The organism is Reyranella sp. CPCC 100927, assembly GCF_007859315.1.
Lineage (GTDB): Bacteria > Pseudomonadota > Alphaproteobacteria > Reyranellales > Reyranellaceae > Vineibacter.
In genome coordinates this window covers 811977-832162 of the sequence record NZ_VOHA01000001.1, presented here as the reverse complement: position 1 = coordinate 832162, position 20186 = coordinate 811977, and the positions used below count along the sequence as shown (strand labels likewise).

At 64.7% G+C, this 20186-nt stretch carries 20 protein-coding genes; 10 read left to right on the top strand and 10 right to left on the bottom strand.

What is annotated here, in order from left to right:
- The first annotated feature begins 256 nt into the window (after window positions 1-256).
- The 3 genes from FQU96_RS03720 to FQU96_RS03710 all read left to right on the top strand — a co-directional run bounded on the left by FQU96_RS03720 (window position 257) and on the right by FQU96_RS03710 (window position 3422).
- A complete protein-coding gene (locus FQU96_RS03720; protein WP_146539475.1) occupies window positions 257-1174 on the top strand; it encodes a LysR family transcriptional regulator in 918 nt (305 codons plus the stop codon).
- Between the two features lie 260 nt (window positions 1175-1434).
- Entirely contained in the window at window positions 1435-2895 is a 1461-nt protein-coding gene (locus tag FQU96_RS03715; protein WP_146539474.1) for a catalase, read from the top strand.
- 35 nt (window positions 2896-2930) lie between these two features.
- Window positions 2931-3422, top strand: coding sequence for a Dps family protein (locus FQU96_RS03710; RefSeq protein ID WP_370461345.1), 492 nt, complete (start codon window positions 2931-2933; stop codon window positions 3420-3422).
- A 98-nt stretch (window positions 3423-3520) separates the two neighbouring features.
- On the opposite strand, the gene FQU96_RS03705 is transcribed toward FQU96_RS03710, so the two are convergent.
- Together FQU96_RS03705 and FQU96_RS03700 are read right to left on the bottom strand one after the other, a co-directional pair.
- On the bottom strand, window positions 3521-4279 hold the full coding sequence (locus FQU96_RS03705; protein ID WP_146539472.1) for a hypothetical protein: 759 nt from the start codon (window positions 4277-4279) through the stop codon (window positions 3521-3523).
- Between the two features lie 36 nt (window positions 4280-4315).
- Window positions 4316-5293, bottom strand: coding sequence for an NADPH:quinone oxidoreductase family protein (locus FQU96_RS03700; RefSeq protein ID WP_146539471.1), 978 nt, complete (start codon window positions 5291-5293; stop codon window positions 4316-4318).
- Between the two features lie 220 nt (window positions 5294-5513).
- Between FQU96_RS03700 and FQU96_RS03695 the strand changes: the two genes are divergently transcribed.
- The gene (locus FQU96_RS03695; RefSeq protein ID WP_146539470.1) at window positions 5514-7082 is read left to right on the top strand and encodes an alpha/beta hydrolase; all 1569 of its coding nucleotides are present in this window, start codon (window positions 5514-5516) and stop codon (window positions 7080-7082) included.
- 138 nt (window positions 7083-7220) lie between these two features.
- On the opposite strand, the gene FQU96_RS03690 is transcribed toward FQU96_RS03695, so the two are convergent.
- Window positions 7221-7646: a VOC family protein gene (locus FQU96_RS03690; protein WP_146539469.1), complete on the bottom strand. Its 426-nt coding sequence runs from the start codon at window positions 7644-7646 to the stop codon at window positions 7221-7223.
- An 18-nt stretch (window positions 7647-7664) separates the two neighbouring features.
- Window positions 7665-8255: a dihydrofolate reductase family protein gene (locus FQU96_RS03685; protein ID WP_146539468.1), complete on the bottom strand. Its 591-nt coding sequence runs from the start codon at window positions 8253-8255 to the stop codon at window positions 7665-7667.
- A 487-nt stretch (window positions 8256-8742) separates the two neighbouring features.
- Between FQU96_RS03685 and FQU96_RS03680 the strand changes: the two genes are divergently transcribed.
- The 4 genes from FQU96_RS03680 to FQU96_RS03665 all read left to right on the top strand — a co-directional run bounded on the left by FQU96_RS03680 (window position 8743) and on the right by FQU96_RS03665 (window position 11795).
- Window positions 8743-9387: a glutathione S-transferase family protein gene (locus tag FQU96_RS03680; RefSeq protein WP_146539467.1), complete on the top strand. Its 645-nt coding sequence runs from the start codon at window positions 8743-8745 to the stop codon at window positions 9385-9387.
- A gap of 486 nt (window positions 9388-9873) precedes the next feature.
- Window positions 9874-10470, top strand: a complete 597-nt coding sequence (locus tag FQU96_RS03675) for a glutathione S-transferase N-terminal domain-containing protein (protein WP_146539466.1) — start codon at window positions 9874-9876, stop codon at window positions 10468-10470.
- Between the two features lie 17 nt (window positions 10471-10487).
- Window positions 10488-11231: an SDR family NAD(P)-dependent oxidoreductase gene (locus FQU96_RS03670; protein ID WP_146539465.1), complete on the top strand. Its 744-nt coding sequence runs from the start codon at window positions 10488-10490 to the stop codon at window positions 11229-11231.
- A gap of 6 nt (window positions 11232-11237) precedes the next feature.
- Entirely contained in the window at window positions 11238-11795 is a 558-nt protein-coding gene (locus FQU96_RS03665) for a TetR/AcrR family transcriptional regulator (protein ID WP_146539464.1), read from the top strand.
- Window positions 11796-11914: 119 nt separating this feature from the next.
- On the opposite strand, the gene FQU96_RS03660 is transcribed toward FQU96_RS03665, so the two are convergent.
- Both FQU96_RS03660 and FQU96_RS43105 read right to left on the bottom strand, forming a co-directional pair.
- Window positions 11915-12367, bottom strand: coding sequence for a chromate resistance protein ChrB domain-containing protein (locus tag FQU96_RS03660; protein WP_146539463.1), 453 nt, complete (start codon window positions 12365-12367; stop codon window positions 11915-11917).
- Between the two features lie 20 nt (window positions 12368-12387).
- Entirely contained in the window at window positions 12388-13341 is a 954-nt protein-coding gene (locus FQU96_RS43105; RefSeq protein ID WP_146539462.1) for a Fe-Mn family superoxide dismutase, read from the bottom strand.
- A 42-nt stretch (window positions 13342-13383) separates the two neighbouring features.
- Here FQU96_RS43105 and FQU96_RS03650 point away from each other — a divergent pair, with 42 nt between their 5' ends.
- Together FQU96_RS03650 and chrA are read left to right on the top strand one after the other, a co-directional pair.
- Window positions 13384-14415 carry a chromate resistance protein ChrB domain-containing protein gene (locus tag FQU96_RS03650; RefSeq protein ID WP_255467823.1) on the top strand — a complete coding sequence of 344 codons (1032 nt, stop codon included), beginning with the start codon at window positions 13384-13386 and terminating at the stop codon, window positions 14413-14415.
- The gene (chrA, locus tag FQU96_RS03645) at window positions 14412-15812 is read left to right on the top strand and encodes a chromate efflux transporter (protein ID WP_255467822.1); all 1401 of its coding nucleotides are present in this window, start codon (window positions 14412-14414) and stop codon (window positions 15810-15812) included. The genes FQU96_RS03650 and chrA overlap by 4 nt, the downstream gene beginning before the upstream one ends.
- A 48-nt stretch (window positions 15813-15860) precedes the next feature.
- Here chrA and FQU96_RS03640 read toward each other — a convergent pair whose 3' ends face one another.
- The 4 genes from FQU96_RS03640 to FQU96_RS03625 form a co-directional block, all read right to left on the bottom strand.
- Window positions 15861-17093, bottom strand: a complete 1233-nt coding sequence (locus FQU96_RS03640; RefSeq protein ID WP_146539461.1) for an amidohydrolase family protein — start codon at window positions 17091-17093, stop codon at window positions 15861-15863.
- Between the two features lie 165 nt (window positions 17094-17258).
- On the bottom strand, window positions 17259-18533 hold the full coding sequence (locus tag FQU96_RS03635; protein WP_146539460.1) for a TRAP transporter large permease: 1275 nt from the start codon (window positions 18531-18533) through the stop codon (window positions 17259-17261).
- A 2-nt stretch (window positions 18534-18535) separates the two neighbouring features.
- Window positions 18536-19093 (bottom strand): TRAP transporter small permease, encoded by a 558-nt coding sequence (locus FQU96_RS03630; protein ID WP_178130295.1) that lies wholly within the window; start codon window positions 19091-19093, stop codon window positions 18536-18538.
- Between the two features lie 55 nt (window positions 19094-19148).
- The gene (locus FQU96_RS03625; RefSeq protein WP_178130294.1) at window positions 19149-20153 is read right to left on the bottom strand and encodes a TRAP transporter substrate-binding protein; all 1005 of its coding nucleotides are present in this window, start codon (window positions 20151-20153) and stop codon (window positions 19149-19151) included.
- Window positions 20154-20186 lie beyond the last annotated feature (33 nt).

Sequence of the window (20186 nt, the reverse complement as noted above, 5' to 3'; positions counted from 1 at the left end):
CTGGTCATCCTGTTTCGTCCGGTGCTCGAGTTTCCCGGGTTCCGCGCCATCGCGCTTCACCCGGATCCACGACAGGCGGGGGTCACCAGTGGGCCGATTTCGGCACGCCCCCTGGCCGCCGACTCGTTGGACATCCGGTCAAACCAGCCGTTTCGCCGCCTATTGCCGCCCAGCGTGCGGCGAAGATAGCTTCGGCTCAACCAGGGCATCAGCGGATCGAACGGCACGAGTCGTGTCATTTCCGGAACGGAAGATCATGGACATATCTAAATTGTCGGACTTCAACACGGTGGCGCAGCACGGCGGATTCAGTGCCGCCAGCCGGGCACGCGGCATTCCCAAGACGACGCTGTCGCGCCGTCTGAGGGAACTGGAAGAGGAACTGGGTGTGCGCCTGATCGAACGGGGGACGCGGGCGCTACGTCTCACCGAGGAAGGAGAGCTGCTGCGCAGCCGCACCGCACGTCTGATCGACGAACTTGCGGAAGTGGGCGAGGAAGTGGCCGGTCACGCCGGGCGCCCGCGCGGCAGGCTCAGGATCAGCGTACCGGGACTATTTGCCCATACCGCGCTCGGCAAGATCGTCACGGATTTCATTGCCGCCTATCCCGACGTCACCGTCGACGTTTCGGTCGACGATCGGTTCGTGGATCCGATTGCCGAGAAATTCGATATCGTCGTACGGGCGAATCCGGAGCCCACCACCGATCTCGTTGGCCAGTGCTTCCTGCGGGATGACCTGGTGTTCGCCGCGCCACCGCGGCTGTCCATCCCCGACACGGACGGCGCCGTCGTGCCGGCCGTCACCATCGCCGCGGCGCACGACGCTGCGGAATGGACGATCGATGCGGGTGGCTGGCGCGGGACCGTCCGGCCCCGGGTGGTCCTGCGCTGCTCGTCCATGCTTCTTGTCTACAACGCCGTCATGGCCGGCGCCGGCGCTGCCGTACTGCCACGCTGGCTGGCCGAGCCGGACTTCAAGACGGGTGCGCTCATCAACTGGGGAACGGTGCCGGAGCGGCGGATCGACGCCTGGGCGCTGCACACATCGCGGCATCTGACCAGCCCGAAGGTGAAAGCCTTCGTCGCGATGCTGATAGCTGCTTACGACCCGGCGACAAGGCAGGGCGCGACGTCTCTGGCACGGATCGGCGGACGCTCGTTCGGGAAATAGGTTCAGGCGGCCGGAAACCATCTGCCGGCAAGCGGGCCGTTCGGTCCCATCGAGCGTTTCATTTTCGGCACGGTGCTTCCCGCACACGCGGCCTTACCGGCGATCGCGTCGAAGCGCATGTAACCACCGCACGAGCGAATTTCACTGCCGCTACTTTTGCGTGTCGCAGCGGTTCCCACTGCCGTGGCTGATACGTCGGCACGTGCATGGCGCCGCCGAACACCGAGCGCGGCGGCAACACCTGAAATGAGGACTGTCGGATGGCTGACCAACCACCTTCTCTGACCCACGCGACAGGAGCCCCGGTCAGCGACAATCTCAACATCCAGACCGCCGGCCGCCGCGGTCCTGCGCTGCTGCAGGACATCTGGCTGGTCGAGAAGCTCGCCCATTTCGACCGCGAGGTCATCCCCGAGCGGCGTATGCACGCCAAGGGATCCGGCGCCTACGGAACCTTCACCGTCACCCACGACATTACCCGCTACACCAAGGCCAGGATCTTCTCGCGGATCGGCAAGCAGACTCCCCTGTTCACCCGCTTCTCGACCGTTGCCGGGGAACGCGGCGCGGCGGATGCCGAGCGCGACATCCGCGGCTTCGCGCTGAAGTTCTACACGGAAGAAGGCAACTGGGACATGGTGGGCAACAACACGCCCGTCTTCTTCTCCCGTGATCCTTTGCGCTTCCCCGACCTCGGCCACGCGGTCAAGCGCGATCCGCGTACCGGCATGCGTAGCGCCGACAACAACTGGGACTTCTGGACGCTGCTGCCCGAGGCACTGCACCAGGTCACGATCGTGATGAGCGAGCGCGGCATTCCGAGGAGCTACCGCCACATGCATGGCTTCGGCAGCCACACCTACAGCTTCATCAACGCCGCGAACGAGCGGACCTGGGTGAAATTCCACTTCCGCACCCAGCAGGGCATCGAGAACCTGACCGATGCCGAAGCGGAATCCCTGGTCGGCAAGGACCGTGAGACACACCAGCGTGATCTCTTCGACAGCATCGAGCGCGGACAGTTGCCGCGCTGGACGTTTTTCATCCAGGTCATGACCGATGCGCAGGCCAAAACGTTCCCGTTCAATCCGTTCGACCTGACCAAGGTCTGGCCGAAGGCGGCCTTCCCGCTGATCGAGGTCGGCCATATCGAGCTCAACCGCAATCCGGAGAACGTCTTCGCCGAGGTCGAGCAGGCCGCGTTCTCGCCAGCGAACATCGTGCCGGGGATCGGCTTCTCGCCCGACAAGATGTTGCAGGCGCGGCTGTTCTCGTATGGCGACACCCAGCGTTACCGGCTCGGGGTGAACTTCAACCACATTCCGGTCAACGCGCCGAAATGCCCGTTCCACAGCTATCACCGCGACGGCGCGATGCGCACGGACGGCAATCTCGGGCGCATGCCGCCCTACTTCCCGAACAGCCGGCGTGAATGGGCTGACCAGCGCGATCTCAACGAACCGCCGCTCGAGATCGACGGCGCCGCCGCCCACTGGGATCAGCCCGACGACCACTATCAGCAGCCGGGCGATCTGTTCCGCAAGATGACGTCTGGTCAGCGGCAGGCGCTGTTTGACAACACCGCGCGCGCCGTGGGCCGCGCCGCCGTCGACATCCAGCGGCGCCACGTCGCCAACTGCACCAAGGCCGATCCCGCATACGGGGCCGGCGTCGCTGCAGCCCTGAAGCGCCTCGCGAGCGTCACGGAGACGCCGCGATGAATAAGGAGAGAATGCCCATGCGTGCGACCAACACGATGCCGCGCGACGACCGCCCGGCACAGCAACCCGCCGGTGTAAGCCCTGAGGGCGTCATCGCGATCTCGGCCGCGCTTAACGCGGTGCTGGCAGATCTTTTCGCCCTCTACGTGAAGAGCAAGAACTTCCACTGGCATGTGTCGGGGCCGCACTTCCGCAGCTACCACCTCCTGCTCGATGAGCAGAGTGCTCAGGTGCTCGCCACCATCGACCCCGTTGCCGAACGCGTGCGCAAGCTTGGCGGCACGACGCTGCGCTCGGTGGGCCACATCGCTCGCCTGCAGCGCGCAGCGGACAACGACGCCGAAGACATCGCGGCTGCCGACATGCTGAGCGAGCTACGCGACGACAACCGGCGTCTCGCCATAAATCTCCGCGAGGCCCATGACCTCTGCGATGAGCATCATGACATCGCGACGGCAAGCCTGATCGAGAACTGGGTCGACGAGGCCGAGGGACGCATCTGGTTCCTCGCCGAGGCCGTCCTGTAGCGATGCGTTGACACCGTCAGCGCCGCTGATCTCCACCGGATCCGCGGCGAGCAGGGAATGATTGCCCGGCATTGCCGTAGCCGCCGACCGCACAGGCTTCAGGCGCGACCGAGCTGCACTTGGCGGTCAACTGCAATCCACGTCGATCGAGCCACGGCCAGCAACGCTCCCGCTTCACCATAGGCCGCGGCCTCGGCAACGCGTTTGCGGCCGTCGCGGCCGGCCTCCCAGGCCGTGATGACGCAGCGTTCTCCCGGGCGCGGCCGTGTCTCTATCCGTGCCGACATCCGACCCAACAGGATCGGCGTCCCATCGAAGCTGCCGCTCTCCCGGTCATGAGAGGACGCATAGCCCGTGGGACAATCGAGCGCCGACCAGAGAAATTCGGGCGCGACGAAGCCGTCCTCCGCCGTCAGGCTCGGATCCGGTGTCCAGGTCGCCGCGAGCACAGCCGAAGCATTCCGGGACTGACGCACGAGCGGTCCGGGAAAAATGCGCAGGCCATCTCCCGGCGACCGCGCAGGACCGCACACGAAACACGTCGGCAGCGGATGCTCGTGCGGTTTGACCGGCGTCAGCAGCTCGGCGGCACATGCCTCGTCGAAGCTTGCCTTCTCCAGGCGCGCAAGTTCAAGACTTGCCGGTCGTCCGGTGGCGACGACCGTGGCGCCATCGCGAAGCTCCCACAACCCGTCGTCCGCCGCGACGACATCGAGCTGCTTGTCCAGGGGCGGCGGTGCGCGCAGCGTGATCTCCGCGCTGCCTGAAATGTGCCGGGCCAGCCGGCCACAGACATATCCGCCGTTCCCGGAGTTCGGAGGCCCGCAGTACCGCTTGTCGATGATTATCGATGTCATCGATTCCTTCCTCTCTTGCCCGCCGCCAGCGAACTCTCACCTTGTGCTCAGGACGATTCTTCCCTGAACCGTCCGATCAGCCACGGCGCGCAGCGCTTCCTTGACCTGTTCCAGGGGAAGGACGCGATCGATGTGGGGGTGAATCTTCCCCTCGGCCAACAACTGCGCCAGGGTGTCATTCATGCGCGCAGCCTGCTCAGGGAATTTCTCTATCCAGGCGCCGACAAAGACACCAACGATGGAATAGTTCTTCAATAACGGGAGGTTCATTGGCAGCGACGGAATCTGGCCACTGGTGAAACCGATCGGCATCAGCCGTCCACCCCACTTCATCAGCCGCGCCAGTTGCTCGAACATCGTTCCGCCGATGTTGTCGAGGCAGATATCGATGCCTTCGCCACCGGTTATCGACTTGATCCGCTCGCGCAGGTCTTCGTTCCGATAGTTGATGACATCGCAGACACCGTAGCCGCGCACCAAACCCGCCTTGTCGTCGGAGCCGACACCGGCGACGACGCGCAGGCCCAAGTAGCCGGCAAGGTCGACGGCGGCGAGGCCAACTCCACCTGCGGCCCCAGTGACAAACACCGTTTCACCGGGTTGCGCTCGTGCCGCCTCGACCAAGGCATAGTACGCCGTGCCGTAGCTGTGCCAGACCGTGGCCGCCGTTTCGAAAGCGACGCCGACCGGCAACCGCACACACTGCCGTTCCTTGGCGATCATCCGCTCGGCATAGCCGCCCGTCCAGCTCCCACACGCCACGCGATCGCCCGGCTGAAATCTCGTGACCCTCTCACCAACCGCGATGACGACGCCTGCCGCTTCAGTGCCGGGCACGAATGGCGTCGATGGTCGCATCTGGTAACGGCCCGAGACCAGCAGATGGTCCATGAAACTCACGGAGGCCGCATGGACGTCGATCAGAATCTCGTCACTGGCCGGCTTCGGCTCGTCGATCTCGCCGATGCGCAGGTCCTCCGCGCCAGTGAACGCACTGCATAGCACGGCTCTCATCGTGGCGCTCCCACAGGCCGAGGTGCCTGGCGATTGTCCGCCCGGCTCACGATGGCGTAGAACAGGATTAAGAGACGCGCGAACATCAATGTTTCCCCGTGCTGGCGGCAGCGGTGCCGAATGCAAGAGCCTGAACCGCTCGATAGCGAGCGCCTGACAGGTATCACCGGACCGTCCCCTGTGCGTCCCCGGGGCACCGATAGGGCAAGGGGGAGATTTCATGACCGGGTTCTCGCTTCAGACGCTCGGGTTCCCGGAGATCCACGGTGACAACCGCCCGATCAAGCTGAACCTGCGCAAGGGTCTTGCGCTGCTGATCTATCTCGCGGAGGCCCGGGGCGCCGTTGCCCGGGACGTCGTTGCCACGCTGCTGTGGCCCGAGAGTCCCCGCGAGACCGCCCGCGCGCGATTGCGGCGCATGCTTCATCGCATCGAGCTTACGCTCGGCCAGCCCATTTTCGAGACCGACCGCACCAGCGTGCGGTGGTCTCCGGCGATCGACCTGACGGTCGACTCGCATCTGTTCGAGAGCGCCTGCGACGGAGGCGCCTTTGAGGACGCCTGCCTACGCTATCGGGGTGACTTCCTCGCGGGCTTCGCTCTGGCTGATTGTCCCGAGTTCGACGATTGGGCGTTCTTTCGCCGCGAGGCGCTCAGAGGGCGGCTCATCCATGGGTTGGAACGCCTCGTGCAGGACAAGAATGCCGCCGGCGACCATTCTGCCGCGACAGCTCACGCGGGACGCCTTGTCGAGCTCGATCCGCTGAGCGAGGTGTATTGTCGGCATTTGATCCGCAGCCTCCTGCTTGCCGGCGATCGACGTTCGGCAGAACGGCACCACGCGGCACTGACACGGCGGCTGCGTGACGAGCTTGGAGTTGCACCCGAAGCCGCGACCGAAGCGCTCATGGACCCCACCACGCCGCCGCTGGTCCATGCCGTTCCAACAACACTCTATGTCGAGGGCGCCGGCGTCCATCTGGCGTATCAGACATACGGAAGCGGCGCGCTTGATATCCTGATCATGCCTGGCTTCGTGTCACACGTGGAACGCGCTTGGGAGCATCCCTCGTGCCGGGCATTTCTGGTTTCATTGATGGCGCTTGGGCGACTCATCATGTTCGATCGTCGCGGTATCGGGCTGTCGGACCGCGTCGGATCCGCCCCGAGTGTCGACGTCACGGCCGAGGATATCGGCACCGTGCTGCGGGCAGCGCACACGCGTCGTGTCATCCTGTTTGGGGCGTCGGAATGTGGGCCGGCATGCATCAAGTTTGCGGTCGATGAACCCCGCCTCGTGGCTGGCCTCATTCTGTTCGGCTCATTGGCCAAGGGTTGTTGGGCGCCGGATTATCCGTACGCGTTGCGGGCAAGCCAATATGACGCCTGGCGCCAGCAGCTCGTCGCCGAATGGGGTGGCCCTGCCGGGATCGAAACCTTCGGACCGAGCCTCTCTCGTGATCCCCAAGCGAGGGCCTGGTGGGCCGGACTGCTGCGCGCGGCCTCCAGTCCCGGCGGCATTTGGGCCGTGCTCAAGGCGTTGCGCGACACCGACGTGAGACACCTCCTGCCACGGGTTTCTGTGCCCACGCTGGTGCTGCACCGTCGGAACGATCAGGCCGTGCGTCTTGCGGCAGGCCGCGATATGGCCAGCCAAATCACCGGCGCTCAATTCGTTGAGCTCGACGGCAATGATCATTGGTTCTTTGCGGGTGCTCAACAACCAGTGCTCGAGGCCATCAAACGATTCGTTAACGCTCGGCCGCGCGACAGGCGGCCAACGCGGTAATGCAGGTCAGAAGCGCATGGTACTGGGCTTCGGTGAAGGGCAGATCGTACCAACATTGGAGCGCCACGACTTTGTGCCCGGGCAAATGATGGCGAATGAACTGGGTAGCGCCCCGCAGGCCCTCCTTGCCGTAGCCGCTCAGCGGCCACCGCGCAGGGCAAGGACCAGCCACGGCACGCCGAAGCGGTCGACGACCATCCCAAACAGGTCGGCCCAATCCACTGCGCTGAGCGGGGTCGTGACCTCGCCGCCGTCAGCCAGTCCGTTGAAAATGCGGCGCGCATCATCAGCGTTGTTCGTATGCAACGAGACGTTGAAGCCGCGCATCGGCGTGAAGGAGTCGGCCGGGACATCATTTCCCCGAAGCAACGTGTCGCCAAACCTCACTTCCGCGAACCTGATCTGATCGGCACCCGCGGCCACTGATCCCGGAGGCAGTTTGCGACCTTCGTTGCCACCGAACGTGTTCATCACGGTGATCTCGCCGCCGAGGAGCTTCGCGTAAAATTCGAAGGCTTGTCGGCACTGGCCAGCAAAAGCCAGTTGCGGGGCTACGTTCATCATTGGTCCTTCCTCGCCACTTCAGATCCGGCGGCGCCGCCCGGATGGTGTTCGAACTGAAACCTGGCCGACGCGGTAGCACTGCAGCACCACACCGCTGGCAAATGCGCGGCTTTCCATCAGCGCCAAGTCGCGCCGGATTCCGTCGTCGAACAGACGCGTGCCGCTGCCCAGCAGCACAGGGTACTGAATCAGGCAGATCTCATCGATCTGGCCCATCAGCGCCTGGGCCGCGCCGGCGCCTGCATAGACCGCGATCGGGCGCTTGGCCCGTAGCTTCAGGCCGGCGACGTCTTCCGTCGTCACCGCGTGTGAGTTCGCCCACCCGGTCCGTTCTTCACCATGGGTGAGTACGTATTTTGGCAGTGTGTTCATCAGCTCGGCCTGTTCGCTCAGGGCGGCTGAAGCGCCAGCCGTCCGCCCGGCGCTGGGCCAGAATGCGGCCAGCAGGGCGTGAGCCTTCCGACCGAAGATCATGCCGTCGATCGACCGCAGGGTGGCGGTGTGGACCGCGTCGAGCGAGGTGTCGCCCGCCATGAAGTCGATCGAGCCTTTCTCGTCCTCGATGTAGCCGTCCAGCGACACGGCGATCTGCAGGATCAGGTCAGCCATTGGGCCTCAGGTTCGTCCATGATCTCGTCATGCCAGCGGACACCACGCCAGCGACGAGTACGCGCCCTCGATGTCGCCCCGAGAACGATCCCTGCGACGTGGATCTTCCGCGGGTTCATGTGTTCTTCTCTGGGCCAGACTTGCCGTGAACGCCTGCTCGGCCAGCAAGGTTCCCGTGACATCTGAAGCACGATCGAACAGCAACTTTGTCGATCCAGCGCCGGGTCCCGGGTGCGCGGCGTCGTTGTTCTCCCCCGCTCTCGAAGTGTCTCGCGTCCGACTCTGACGCCCTGCATTTTTCGCAACTGCAAGAAGGCAATGCGGTTGGCGGCAGCCTCCTCGCCGCCCTCATCGGTGAATCCGGTTCATCCATCCGTCGTATGTTTCACTTCTGGTTGTAACGTTGTCCAGTCACTATCGAGATTCGATGAAATCGGACGTCGGGAGCGAGCGCCGATGGGCGCACGCCATCGCGCCGGGAGGATCCATGCGGCTCTATGACTACGGTCCCTCGCAAAACTGCTTCAAGGTCCGCTTGCTGGCATCACACCTGAATCTGAACCTCGAGATCGTGCCAGTCGCCATATTCAGAGGCGAGGGTGCCACGCCGGCGTTCCTGTCCAAAAATCCCACCGGGGCAGTGCCGGTGCTTGAAACGGATACGGGAGAATGCCTCGCCGAATCGAATGCCATCCTGACTTTCTTGGCGGAAGGGAGCCGCTACCTGCCGTTGAGCGGCATGGCCCGCGCTTGCGTAATCCGATGGCTGATGTTTGAGCAGCAGTACGTCCAACCGTCGATCGGCCTGCTTCGCTATTGGACGCAGACCAGCAAACTTGATCAGTACGCGCTGGGCGTCCCGTCGGCGCGCGCCTTTGGAAATCGAGCGCTCGACATACTGGATGGCGAACTGGGCAAAAGGCCCTTCGTTGCCGGCGATCGATATACGATCGCAGACATGTCCCTGTTCGCCTACAGCCACGTCGCGGCCGACGCCCACCTTGACGTCTCCACCAGAAAAAACCTGACGGCGTGGTTTGATCGCGTGCGGGCCGAGCCGGACTTCAAAGGCGACGTCATTCCGTATTCGATTGACCCGGATTCCAGGCGAAATTTGCCCTTCGCCGGCTAGTACCCGGAATCATGCGTCCCTGATACAGCTGTCATCCCGAGCGCAGCGAGGGATCTTTCAATGCAGGCGCACCCGTGCGTCACTTTCAGAAGATCCCTCGCTGCGCTCGGGATGACGATCCTGAGGCACACTCTAGCGAGAGTCCCACAAGCGTGGGCGATCGGGTTCGCGGCTGAAAGGCGACGAGCCAAAATCCGCACATTGCGAAACCCCAGCGCATCTCTTTGCGCAGGCTGGATCGTTGCGGTTCAAGCGAAGGTTGGAGATCGCGAAGGCGGGACAGCGCGGTGACGTGCGCCGCTGGCAGTCACGCTCCTACTCGTTCGCGCACAACGTACGCCCACGAAGCAGGCTCCGCGCAGGGGCTTTGACTCATCCGCGCGCAGAACACGAATACCGGGTTTGACTTTTATAGACGACCGGTCGTATTCTATTTGTTGACAGGAAATACCTGATGTCGCCGCCATAAAGGGAAGGCACCCGAACATGAAGCTGATTGGCACCTACCGATCGCCCTACGCGAGGCGCGTTGCTGCGGCCCTGATCTCCCGCGGGCTGCCCTTCGAGCACGAGCCGGTGAACGGCTATCGGGAATTCGAGATCGCAAGCCGCTACAATCCCGTGGCGAAGGTACCGTCGTTGGTCCTCGACGATGGCGAGGTGTTGATCGACAGCACGGCCATCCTCGACTACCTCAATGAGCTGACACCGGCGGCGCCGCTGATCCCTGCCGGATCCGCGGCGCGCCGCACGGCCCTGAAGCTCGCGGCGATCGGTTACGGCGTCTGCGAGCAGGCCACCAGCCTGTCGTTCCGCGGCGGCGAGGTGCCCGAGACCGAAGCCACGCGCTGGCGCGCACAGATCCTCGGCGGCCTGCGCGCGCTCGATGCGGCCGCGACTGAAGGCGGACCGCTGCAGGCGACACCTCTGGACGCCGCGGCGATCACCGCGATCGTCGCGGTGGAATACCTCGCGCGGACGAATCCCGGCCTGGAAATCCTCCCGGCGATCCCTGCCCTGGCCGAACTCGCCGTCGCGCATCGCGAGGCCCCGCCCTTTGCCCAGACCCGACCCGCGGCTTGAGCCCTGTGGAGGAAAGCATGACGGATCGGATCGCTCTCATCGTCGGTGTCGGCGGCGCGACCGGCGCCGCGCTCTGCCGGCGCTTCTCGCACAGCGGATATCGCGTCGCGATGATCGCGCGCAATGCCGAACGGCTTGCAGAGCTCGAGACCGAGATACCCCGTGCGCGTGGCTATCCCTGCGACGTCGCCGATCTCGACAAGCTCGGCGCGACAATCGAGCGTGTGCAGGCCGAGCTCGGAGCACCCCATGTGCTCATCCACAACGCCGTCGCGGCTACGTTCGCCAAGATCCTCGAGGCGTCGGTCGATGATCTTGAGCGAAATTTTCGGGTCAACACGACATCGCTGTTCTTTCTGGTGCAAAAGCTTGTACCCGCGATGATCGACCGCGGCGAAGGCGCCATCATGGTCACCGGAAACACCTCGTCGTTCCGGGGTATCCCGATGCGACCGGCCTTTGCGCCGACAAAAGCCGCCCAGCGCATTCTCGCCCAGTCCCTCTCGAAGGATCTGGGGCCCAAGCGCGTGCATGTCGGTTACATTACGATCGACGCTGCGATCGATGCCCCCTGGCTCGCGAGCGCACGGGGAGCACGGGGCATCAGGCCGCCGGCGGACTGGCCATATGATCGGGATGACTATTTCGCGCATCCCGACGCCATCGCGGACGAGGTCTATCACATCGCCCATCAGCACCCCTCCACCTGGTCCTTCGACCACGTCATCCGGCCTTTTGCTGAGAACTGGACCCTGAATTGATCGCCCATGCCCAAGCCCAACCATAAACAAACACTGCTCGACGCTGGCCTCGCCGCTTTTCATCGCCGCGGCTACCACGCGACCGGAGTCCAGGAGATCGTCTCGGCGGCCGGCGTGCCGAAAGGCTCCTTCTACAGCCACTTCGAGAGCAAGGACGCGCTCGGCCTGGCCGCCCTGGCGCGCTATTCGGAGGACCGTGCCGAGGCCCGCGCCTTGCTGCAGGACACGAGCCTTCCCGGGCTTGAGCGGATCGACCGCCACTTCGCAGCCCTCGGCTACAGCGAGAATGGCTGCCTCCTCGGCAACTTCACGGCCGAACTCGCGCAGCTCGACGCCTTCCACAAGGACTTGTCTCGCCTCTGGCGCCAGTGGACGGAGGCGCTCGCCCGATGCCTGGCGGACGGCCAGCGCGACGGCAGCGTGCGGACCGACGTACCCGTCGCGGAGCTCGCGCGCACGGTTCTGGCACTTTGGGAAGGCGCCGTGCTCTCCGCGAAAATCGAGCGGGGCCCCGAACCGCTCAACATCGTGCGCCACACGCTGCGACGTTTGCTGGCACCGTGACCGGAGCGTGTTCTTCTCACCAGAGCGGGTCCCCGCTGCGCGCTCACGGGCGACATGCCGTGCATCGGTTGACGCCGCTCACTGAGACGGTCACGGACAAGCGCGCCGACGGCGCTTACTCAGATCTTTGGCGGCCAGGCGTGCGTCTCGCCCTGGTGGTCGCGGCACCAGGCGTAGAGCGCGTCATACATGGTCATCGCCCAGCGCAGCATGGCGTGGTCGTCAGCAAACACCGACGACAAGCCGAGCGAAATCGCGAACAGGCCGGATGACTGCGGCGCGAGATCCAGGCGCGACGTATCGGCGCCACGCACGATGGTGGCGAGATGATGCAACGCCGGCTCATCGAGGCCGTATGCGGCGAGAATGGCGTCGAAGCTGCATTGCTCGCCGACGTGACTGAACTTCACACCGGGCACATCATAGGGAATGGCGCCGGTCTTGGTGGCGGTTACCGCCACCTCGGCCGGCGGCACGTAGAGGAACTCAGCCTCCTTGTCGACGAAGCGCGCGATCAGCCAAGGGCAGGCCAGCCGGTCGATCTTAGGTCGTTCACGAGTCACCCATTTCATAATGGTCTCCCGTTTCTTGCCTACAATGCCGGTTCTGTCGGTAGGCCGTCGGCGCGCCACGCACCGATGCCACCGCGCACGACGACGGCATCGACACCCTGCTGCCGCAGGCGCCGCGCGGCAGTGCGGCCGATTTCGAAGCCATAGGCGCAATAGACCAGCGCCTTGCCGCCGGCCGGCACCGCCGCGGCCAGCGCGTCGAGCTTCTCGGGCGCGAAATGACGCGCGCGCGGAAGAATCGTGCGCTGGAAGGCATAGTCGTCCTCCATGCGCGCGTCGATCACGGCAACGGTCGGGTCGTTGACCAGTGTGCGCGCCGTATCGACATCGACAACCGGTACGCCGTCGATCTCATCGGACATCGGGCTGGTCATCGCGGCGAACGAGGCAGCGACGACCGCGTGACGCCGCGCGATACGGTCCCACGCGATGTTGGCCATGAATGCCTCGACGTAAGCGCCGGCATCGGCGCCGAAATCGAGGTGATAGGCATGCTCGTACATGTCGAGCGCCAGGACGGGGACACCGAGCGCGATGCTGTGCGCGTGATCTGCCGCCCACATGTTGCGCAGCTTGCCGTCGGACAGAGACAGACTCAGCAGCACCCACCCGGAGCCGCCGCTCAATGCCTTGCCCATGGCGACGAAGTCGTGATGCCAAGCGTTGGTTGAGCCGAAGTCGCGCGCCAGTGCGGCCCCCATCTTTGCAGGAACCGTTCCGTCACCGCCCAGGCCATCGAAGTACAGTTCATGCAGGTCAGCCGAATTGGCGGCGATGAGTTCCTCACGCTTCACCCCGTTGAGGGCAAAGCCGGGCGTGGCGGTGACGTCCACTGCGTCGAGTTGCGCGCGGATGGCGTTCAACCGCCGCACCGCGCCGCCATAGTTGTTCTCGTAGTGACTGGCGATCAGGCGCAGTGACAGACCATGCAAACGCGACGGCTTGAACGGCAGGGCGCGGACGTGGCGGACCATCGGTCTTCCTCCCTGAAGCGGCCGGAACGGTAAGCGTGCAACGTGCATGATACAAGTGTTGCTTTTATAGAAACATATGTTATACACGAAGATGTGAGCGAGACATCCGACAGCCGTACCTGGCTTCTGCTGCTGCATCAGTTGCCGCCGCAACCCGCTTATTTCCGGGTGAAGATCTGGCGGCGGCTGCAGGGTCTGGGTGCCGTCGCGGTGAAGAACTCGGTCTATGCGCTGCCGGCGAACGACGACGCACTGGAGGATTTCCAGTGGCTGACGAAGGAGATCGTGGCCGGCGGTGGGGAGGCCACGATCGTAGAGGCACGCTTCGTCGACGGACTTTCTGATCAGCAAGTGATCGCGCTCTTCGACGCGGCGCGCACGGCCGACTGGGACGAGATCGTGGCCGAGGCGCGCCAGCTTGGCGACGGTTGGCGAGACCTCTCGGCCGATGACGCCCGCACGCGGATCGATCGGCTGGCCAAGCGTGCCGAGAAGGTCGCCGCGATCGACTTTTTTGGCACCACCGGCCGCGTTACCGCAGCCGGCATCCTTGAAGACCTGCAGCGCCGCCTGGCTGGCGACGCCGATCGGGAGGCACCGGCCATGAGCATCGACGCCGCGGTCAGGCTTTGGCTCAACCACACATGGGTGACCCGTCGGAACGTCGCAGTGGACCGGATCGCCAGCGCCTGGCTTATCCGCCGCTTCATCGATCCGCAGGCGCGCTTCAAGTTCGTCGACGGTCGCGGCTACAAACCCGAGCCGGATGAGCTGCGCTTCGACATGTTCGAGGCCGAGTTCACGCACGAGGGCGATCGCTGCACTTTCGAGACGCTGTTGCGCCGTGCGTCATTCGACGATCCGGCACTCACGGCCATTGGCGAAGTGGTGCATGACATCGACCTGAAAGACGATCGCTACGAGCGACCGGAAACCGCCGGCGTCGCCACCCTGATGAATGCCCTCGCGCGTGGTCCGCTCGACGACGCGGCACGCCTGGCACGCGGTGGCGACCTGTTCGACGGCCTCTACGAGGCCTTCACTGCCGCGGCGAAGAAGGGGAAGAAGAAGTGACCACGCCCGCGGTCGAGGATGCGGGCGCAGCCGGGCCGGCATACCCCACCTTCGGCGAGGCGATGGGGGTCTGGGCTCGTGTCGCGGCGTTGAGCTTCGGCGGACCGGCGGGACAGATCGCGGTGATGCATCGCATCATCGTCGAGGAGAAGCGCTGGATCGGCGAGGCACGCTTCCTGCAGGCCCTGAACTACTGCACGCTGCTGCCCGGCCCCGAAGCGCAGCAACTTGCCATCTACATCGGCTGGCTGATGCACAAGACGAAGGGCGGCCTGGTCGCAGGCTCGTTGTTCGTACTGCCCGGCTTCATCGCCATCATGGTGCTGAGCTGGATCTACGCCGGCCTGGGCAACGTCGGGGCAATCCAGGCGCTATTCTTCGGGCTCAAAGCCGCCGTGCTCGCCATCGTGCTCGAAGCCGTGGTGCGTGTCGGTCGCCGTGCGCTGAAGAACACCACGATGATGGCGATCGCCGCGGCAGCCTTTGTCGCCATCTTCTTCTACGATGCGCCCTTCCCCCTCATCATCCTGGCCGCCGGCCTCATCGGTTTTGGCGGCGGGCGCGCCGGTATTCCAGCATTCCTGGCCGGCGGCGGCCATGGCAAGGTCGGCGACAAGCAGATCGCCGACGCCGACTCGGTGCTGGGCGAGGTCACACCGGCGCATGCCCGGCCGTCGCTGCGCTGGTCGTTGTGCATCACGGGAGCCTTCCTGCTGCTCTGGCTGGTACCCGTGGCGGGGCTGCTGGTCGTCCTTGGCGACGACAACGTCTTCAGCAAGATCGCCATCTTCTTCAGCGAGATGGCCATCGTCACCTTCGGCGGCGCCTATGCAGTGCTGGCCTATGTGGCACAGCAGGCCGTCGATCACTATGGCTGGCTGCGCCCCGGCGAGATGCTCGACGGCCTGGGCATGGCCGAAACCACGCCCGGTCCGCTGATCATGGTAACGCAGTTCGTGGGCTTCCTGGCGGCATTCCGGGAACCCGGCGCCCTGCATCCGATGATCGCCGGCACCTTGGGCGGCATTCTCACGACGTGGGTAACATTCACCCCCTGCTTTCTCTGGATCTTCTTCGGCGCGCCGTTTGTCGAGGCATTGCGCGGCAACAAGGCTTTGTCTTCCGCTCTGGGGGCGATCACGGCGGCGGTTGTCGGCGTGATCCTCAACCTTGCGATCTGGTTCGCGCTGCATGTGCTTTTTGCCGAGCTCGTCCCTATGCACTGGCTCGGCCTGTCGGTCGAGGTGCCGGTGCTCGCCTCGGTCAATCAGCCCTCGCTCATCCTTACGACCGGCGCGGTCATCGCCGTGTTCCTATTCAAAAGCGGGATGATCCCAGTGCTCATCGCCTGTTCGCTGGCCGGCGTGGCGTATGGCCTGGCCGTCGGACTGCCATGAGCGCTAGCGACAGGTAAGCGATCTTGAGCCGGACTCCACACCGGTGGATCAGACCGCGTACTTGTGGAACGCACCACCCTTCATGATCGCGGCAAAGTGAGCCCCGCCATCCTGCAGGCAGCCGAAATCCTTGAGCGGATCACCGTCGACCAGCAGCAGGTCGGCGAAGGCGCCAGGCTCGATCACGCCGAGCTTGCCCTCACGGCGCACGATCTCGGCCCCCACCAGGGTGGCCGAGCGCAGCACGTCGATCGCCGGCATCACCTCGCGGCGGATCAGGAACTCGCGGCTCTGCTCGTTCTCCAAGGCCCCCAGCAGGTCGGAACCGTAGCCCATCTTCACGCCGGCGGCACGGCACAATTCCAGTTCGGCGTAGCCTGACTTCAGCACGTGCTCGTTCTTGTCGAGCATATCGGCGGTCATGCCGTAGGATGCGGCACGTTCCTTCATCACCACGTACGCCACGAGATTGGGCACCATGTAGGCGCCCTTCGATGCCATCAGCGCCGCCGCCTGGGCATCGACCAGGTTGCCGTGCTCGATGGTGCGCACGCCCGCGGTCATCGCGCGCGTGATGGCCTCGGGCGTATAGGCATGCGCCAGCGCATAGCGGCCGAAGGCCACGGCCTCCTCGACCCCGGCCGACATCTCCTCGACCGTGAACTGCCGGCTTTCCAGCGGATCGTAGGGCGAGGCCACGCCGCCCGAGACCATGAACTTCACTTGGTCGGCACCCTGGCGCAGCTGCTCGCGCGCCGCCTTGCGCACCTCGTCAGCGCCGTCGGCGATGCTGCGAAGGAACACCATGGCATTGCAGCAGTTGCACACCGGCTCGATCTGGGTGCGACGGTTGCGGTCGTTGTGCCCGCCCGTCGGGCCGATCGAGCGGCCGGAGATGAAAAGCCGCGGGCCGGGGATCAGGCCCGCCTCAAGCGCCGCCTTGATGCCCCAGTCGGCGCCGCCGGCGTCGCGCACCGTGGTGAAACCGCGATCCAGCATGCGCTTCAGCCGCTCGGCGGCATGCGCCGCCATCAAGGTCAGCGGCACGGTCTCCAGCCGGTTGACATAGACCTCGCTGTGCATGGTGTGCACATGGCAGTCGATCAGGCCGGGCAGCAGGGTGCGCCCGCCGCCATCGACGACCCGGGCGCCGGGCGCCCGGATCGGCCGGTCCGACACCTCGCGGATCGTCTCGCCCTCGACCAGAACCTCGTAGCCGCCACGCGGTTCGTTCCACCGCGGATCGAGCAGCGAGATGTTACGGAACAACACCTGGGACATCACGGACTCCGCCAGCCATGTCTGCAAACACGGCGTTAAAGCTAGAGCGTATCGCAGACAAAAGAAATCCTGGGAGCGCGGGCGTCTCGCCCGCATCAAGGCGAGAGCTTGGCTTTCCCTGACATGAGCGGGCCGGAGGCCCGCGCTCCCAGGTTTTATCCAGGTCTACTGGAATGCCCACAGAGAGAGGATCGGAAACGACGTCACCAGTTGCAGGGCGATCAGCGCCACCAGGAAGAACGGGACGACACCGATGTACATCTCACGCACGTTCACCTTGAGCACCGCTTGCGCCACGAAAAGGTTGACGCCGAACGGCGGCGTGAACGTCCCCAGGCTGAGGTTCATGACCAGGATGACGCCGAAGTGGATCGGATCGACTCCGATCGAACGGGCGATGGGCACCAGCAGCGGCGTCAGGACCAGGATGGCCGACGCCGTGTCGATGAAACAGCCGACCACCAGAAGGAAGATGTTGATGGCGAGCAGCACGGTCCAGGCCGGAACCTGCAATCCGCCGATGAACTGGGTGGCGGCATCCGACGTGCCGCTGACCGTGAGCAGCCATGAGTAGACACCGGCCACGGCCACGATGATGAAAACCTGTCCGGTAAGCCGTGCCGATCGCGCCGCCGAGTCAAGAATGCCGCGAAACGTCAGTTTGCGATAGACGAAGCAGGCGATGATCATGGCATAGACGCAGGCTACGCCGGCCGCTTCGGTCGGCGAGAACAGGCCGCCGTACAAGCCGCCCAACACGACGACCGGCGCGAGGATCGACCAGATGCCCGCGCGCGTCGCCGCCAGGAACCGTTGCCAGGTAAACCGGGTTTGCGGCCGCTCTTCGTTCAGCAGCGCGCGACCGTAAACCAGGGCGGCAAAGGCGGCCGCGAGCAGCAAGCCGGGCACAATGCCGGCGGTGAACAGGCGCAGGACCGACGTATCGGAAGCGGCGCTATAGAGGATGAACCCGATCGATGGCGGGATCAGGTTGTCCATCGCGCCGGCGGAAACAAGCAGACCCGAGGCATAGCGCTCGCTATAGCCCGTCTGGCGCAGCTGCTTGTACGTCATGCTGCCGACGGCCGCGACGGCAGCCGAAGTCGAGCCGGAGATCGCGGAAAACACCACGTTCGTGCCCAACACCGTCAACGGCAGATAACCGCGGACGCCGCCGATGATCGCACCCACCCAGGCGACAAGGCGCTCGGACACACCGCCCCGCGCCATCAGGTCCCCGGCGAAGACGAAGAACGGCACGGTGATCAGCGCATACTTGTTGAGCGAACTGAAGATCGCCTGATGCAGCAGATCGGCGGGGATATCGATCACGAAGGCCAGCGCCACCGTTACCGTGGCCAGCAGGACCAGCGCGAAGGGATAGCCGAACACCAGAAAAAGCAGCGGCAGCGCCGCCATCGTGATGTGCAACGCCGACATCGCTAGAAGCGCCCCGTGACGTACGATCTGGCCCGTATCAGCAGGGCGCACAGCGATCCGGTGAAACCCACGAAGATGGCGAGGTTGGGCACCCACAGCGGCATGCCCATCATCGGGTCGGTCTGCCCGGTCTTGATCATCAAAAGAACGACCTTGGCCGACTGCACGACGGCGAAGACCAGGCAGGCGGCGAACACAAGCGTCATGACGAGATTGTTCGCCAGGCGCCATCGCCCCGGCAGGCTCTTCGAGACGATGTCCATGGCCAGGTGATCGCCACGATAGGTTACGATCACGACACCGATGAAGACGCTCCAGCCCAGCCAGACGATCAGGATCTCCTCGGTCCAGACGATTGCGTAGTGGAACACGTAGCGGCCGATGATGTTCGCGAAGTTGAGGGCGACGGCGGCAAGCATGAGCCCGCCGAGCACCATCATCGGCCAGCGCACGAAAGCCGAGTCCGCCCACGACGGGTCAGCATGCTGATCGATATCGGGACTGAGCCCCGCGGCGTCCGCCTCGCCCGGCGGCAGGCCGGGCTCTTTGTGGTTGGGCATCTTCGTGCCTGCTCTTTTTTCTCTCCCCAGCGCGGTAGGGGAGGGATGGGCATCCCTAGTGCTTCTCTCCGACCGCGCGCAGCTGGCGATAGAACGTGCTGGCGAGCGCATTGTCGCGCGTGACGGCCTCGCCGACCGGTGCCAGCACCGTCCGCATGCGGGCGAGCTCGGCCTCCGGCAGTTTCACCAGGTCACCACCCATCGTCTTCCAGCGCGCGATCATCTGGTCTTCGATCTCGCGCGAGCGGGCGTTCAGGCGCCCCTGCATGTTCTCCCCCGCCTCGACGACGATCTTGCGCAAATCGGGTGGCAGCTTGTCGAGCCAGGCGCTGCTCAGTACGCCGACCGATACGATCATCGTGTCGCCGGTCTCCGTGATCACCTTGCAGATGTCGTTGAACTTGAAGTTCACATAGACCGCCATGCCGCTCATGGTGCCGTCGATGGTGCCCTGCTGGATTCCCGGAATCACTTCCGCCAGGTCCATCGGCACGGCCGCCGCGCCCAGCAGGCGCATGCGCTCGCGCTCGGCCGGGGTGGCGTTCACGCGCAGTTTCTTGCCTTTGAAATCATCGATGGTGCGGATCGACGGCTTGACGCAGTAGTTCGCCAGCGAATAGGTGAACACCGACACCGGCTGCAGCCCCTTGTCCTTGCCGAAGCCGAGAATCGCACGGTTGATCTCTGGATCGAGAATCACCTTGGCTGCGTGCTCGCGACCCTTGAACATCATCGGAATGGCAAAGACGCCAAAGCGCGGATCGATGCCGGCGAAGAAATCGGTCGGCGACGTGTAGGCCTGGATGGTGCCCAGCTGCGTGCCCTGGATCATCGACGGCCCGGTCCCCAGCACGGCCCGCGGATAGATCTGGACGGCGATGCGCCCCTTGCTCTGGGCCTCGACCTCCTCCTTGTACCAGTCCGCCCATTGCTGCTGGATGTCGTTGGCCGTACCGAACGCGATCTTCATCGTAAAATCGGCGGCGGCGGCCGTTGCCGCCGTTGCGGCCCATACCCCCAGCGCCGCAATGACACTGAGACTCCTGCTCCGTCCGATCATGGCCCCCCTCCACATCACCGGGTGGTTCCGAGG

What these genes read in the sequence shown, in the direction of transcription:
- FQU96_RS03625 (WP_178130294.1), bottom strand. Translation starts at nt 20,153, where the DNA reads ATGATCGGACGGAGCAGGAGTCTCAGTGTCATTGCGGCGCTGGGGGTA.
- FQU96_RS03680 (WP_146539467.1), top strand. Translation starts at nt 8,743, where the DNA reads ATGCGGCTCTATGACTACGGTCCCTCGCAAAACTGCTTCAAGGTCCGC.
- FQU96_RS03705 (WP_146539472.1), bottom strand. Translation starts at nt 4,279, where the DNA reads ATGACATCGATAATCATCGACAAGCGGTACTGCGGGCCTCCGAACTCC.
- FQU96_RS43105 (WP_146539462.1), bottom strand. Translation starts at nt 13,341, where the DNA reads ATGGTCCGCCACGTCCGCGCCCTGCCGTTCAAGCCGTCGCGTTTGCAT.
- FQU96_RS03715 (WP_146539474.1), top strand. Translation starts at nt 1,435, where the DNA reads ATGGCTGACCAACCACCTTCTCTGACCCACGCGACAGGAGCCCCGGTC.
- FQU96_RS03685 (WP_146539468.1), bottom strand. Translation starts at nt 8,255, where the DNA reads ATGGCTGACCTGATCCTGCAGATCGCCGTGTCGCTGGACGGCTACATC.
- FQU96_RS03675 (WP_146539466.1), top strand. Translation starts at nt 9,874, where the DNA reads ATGAAGCTGATTGGCACCTACCGATCGCCCTACGCGAGGCGCGTTGCT.
- FQU96_RS03710 (WP_370461345.1), top strand. Translation starts at nt 2,931, where the DNA reads ATGCCGCGCGACGACCGCCCGGCACAGCAACCCGCCGGTGTAAGCCCT.
- FQU96_RS03700 (WP_146539471.1), bottom strand. Translation starts at nt 5,293, where the DNA reads ATGAGAGCCGTGCTATGCAGTGCGTTCACTGGCGCGGAGGACCTGCGC.
- FQU96_RS03670 (WP_146539465.1), top strand. Translation starts at nt 10,488, where the DNA reads ATGACGGATCGGATCGCTCTCATCGTCGGTGTCGGCGGCGCGACCGGC.
- FQU96_RS03720 (WP_146539475.1), top strand. Translation starts at nt 257, where the DNA reads ATGGACATATCTAAATTGTCGGACTTCAACACGGTGGCGCAGCACGGC.
- FQU96_RS03660 (WP_146539463.1), bottom strand. Translation starts at nt 12,367, where the DNA reads ATGAAATGGGTGACTCGTGAACGACCTAAGATCGACCGGCTGGCCTGC.
- FQU96_RS03665 (WP_146539464.1), top strand. Translation starts at nt 11,238, where the DNA reads ATGCCCAAGCCCAACCATAAACAAACACTGCTCGACGCTGGCCTCGCC.
- FQU96_RS03690 (WP_146539469.1), bottom strand. Translation starts at nt 7,646, where the DNA reads ATGATGAACGTAGCCCCGCAACTGGCTTTTGCTGGCCAGTGCCGACAA.
- FQU96_RS03695 (WP_146539470.1), top strand. Translation starts at nt 5,514, where the DNA reads ATGACCGGGTTCTCGCTTCAGACGCTCGGGTTCCCGGAGATCCACGGT.
- FQU96_RS03630 (WP_178130295.1), bottom strand. Translation starts at nt 19,093, where the DNA reads ATGCCCAACCACAAAGAGCCCGGCCTGCCGCCGGGCGAGGCGGACGCC.
- FQU96_RS03640 (WP_146539461.1), bottom strand. Translation starts at nt 17,093, where the DNA reads ATGTCCCAGGTGTTGTTCCGTAACATCTCGCTGCTCGATCCGCGGTGG.
- FQU96_RS03635 (WP_146539460.1), bottom strand. Translation starts at nt 18,533, where the DNA reads ATGTCGGCGTTGCACATCACGATGGCGGCGCTGCCGCTGCTTTTTCTG.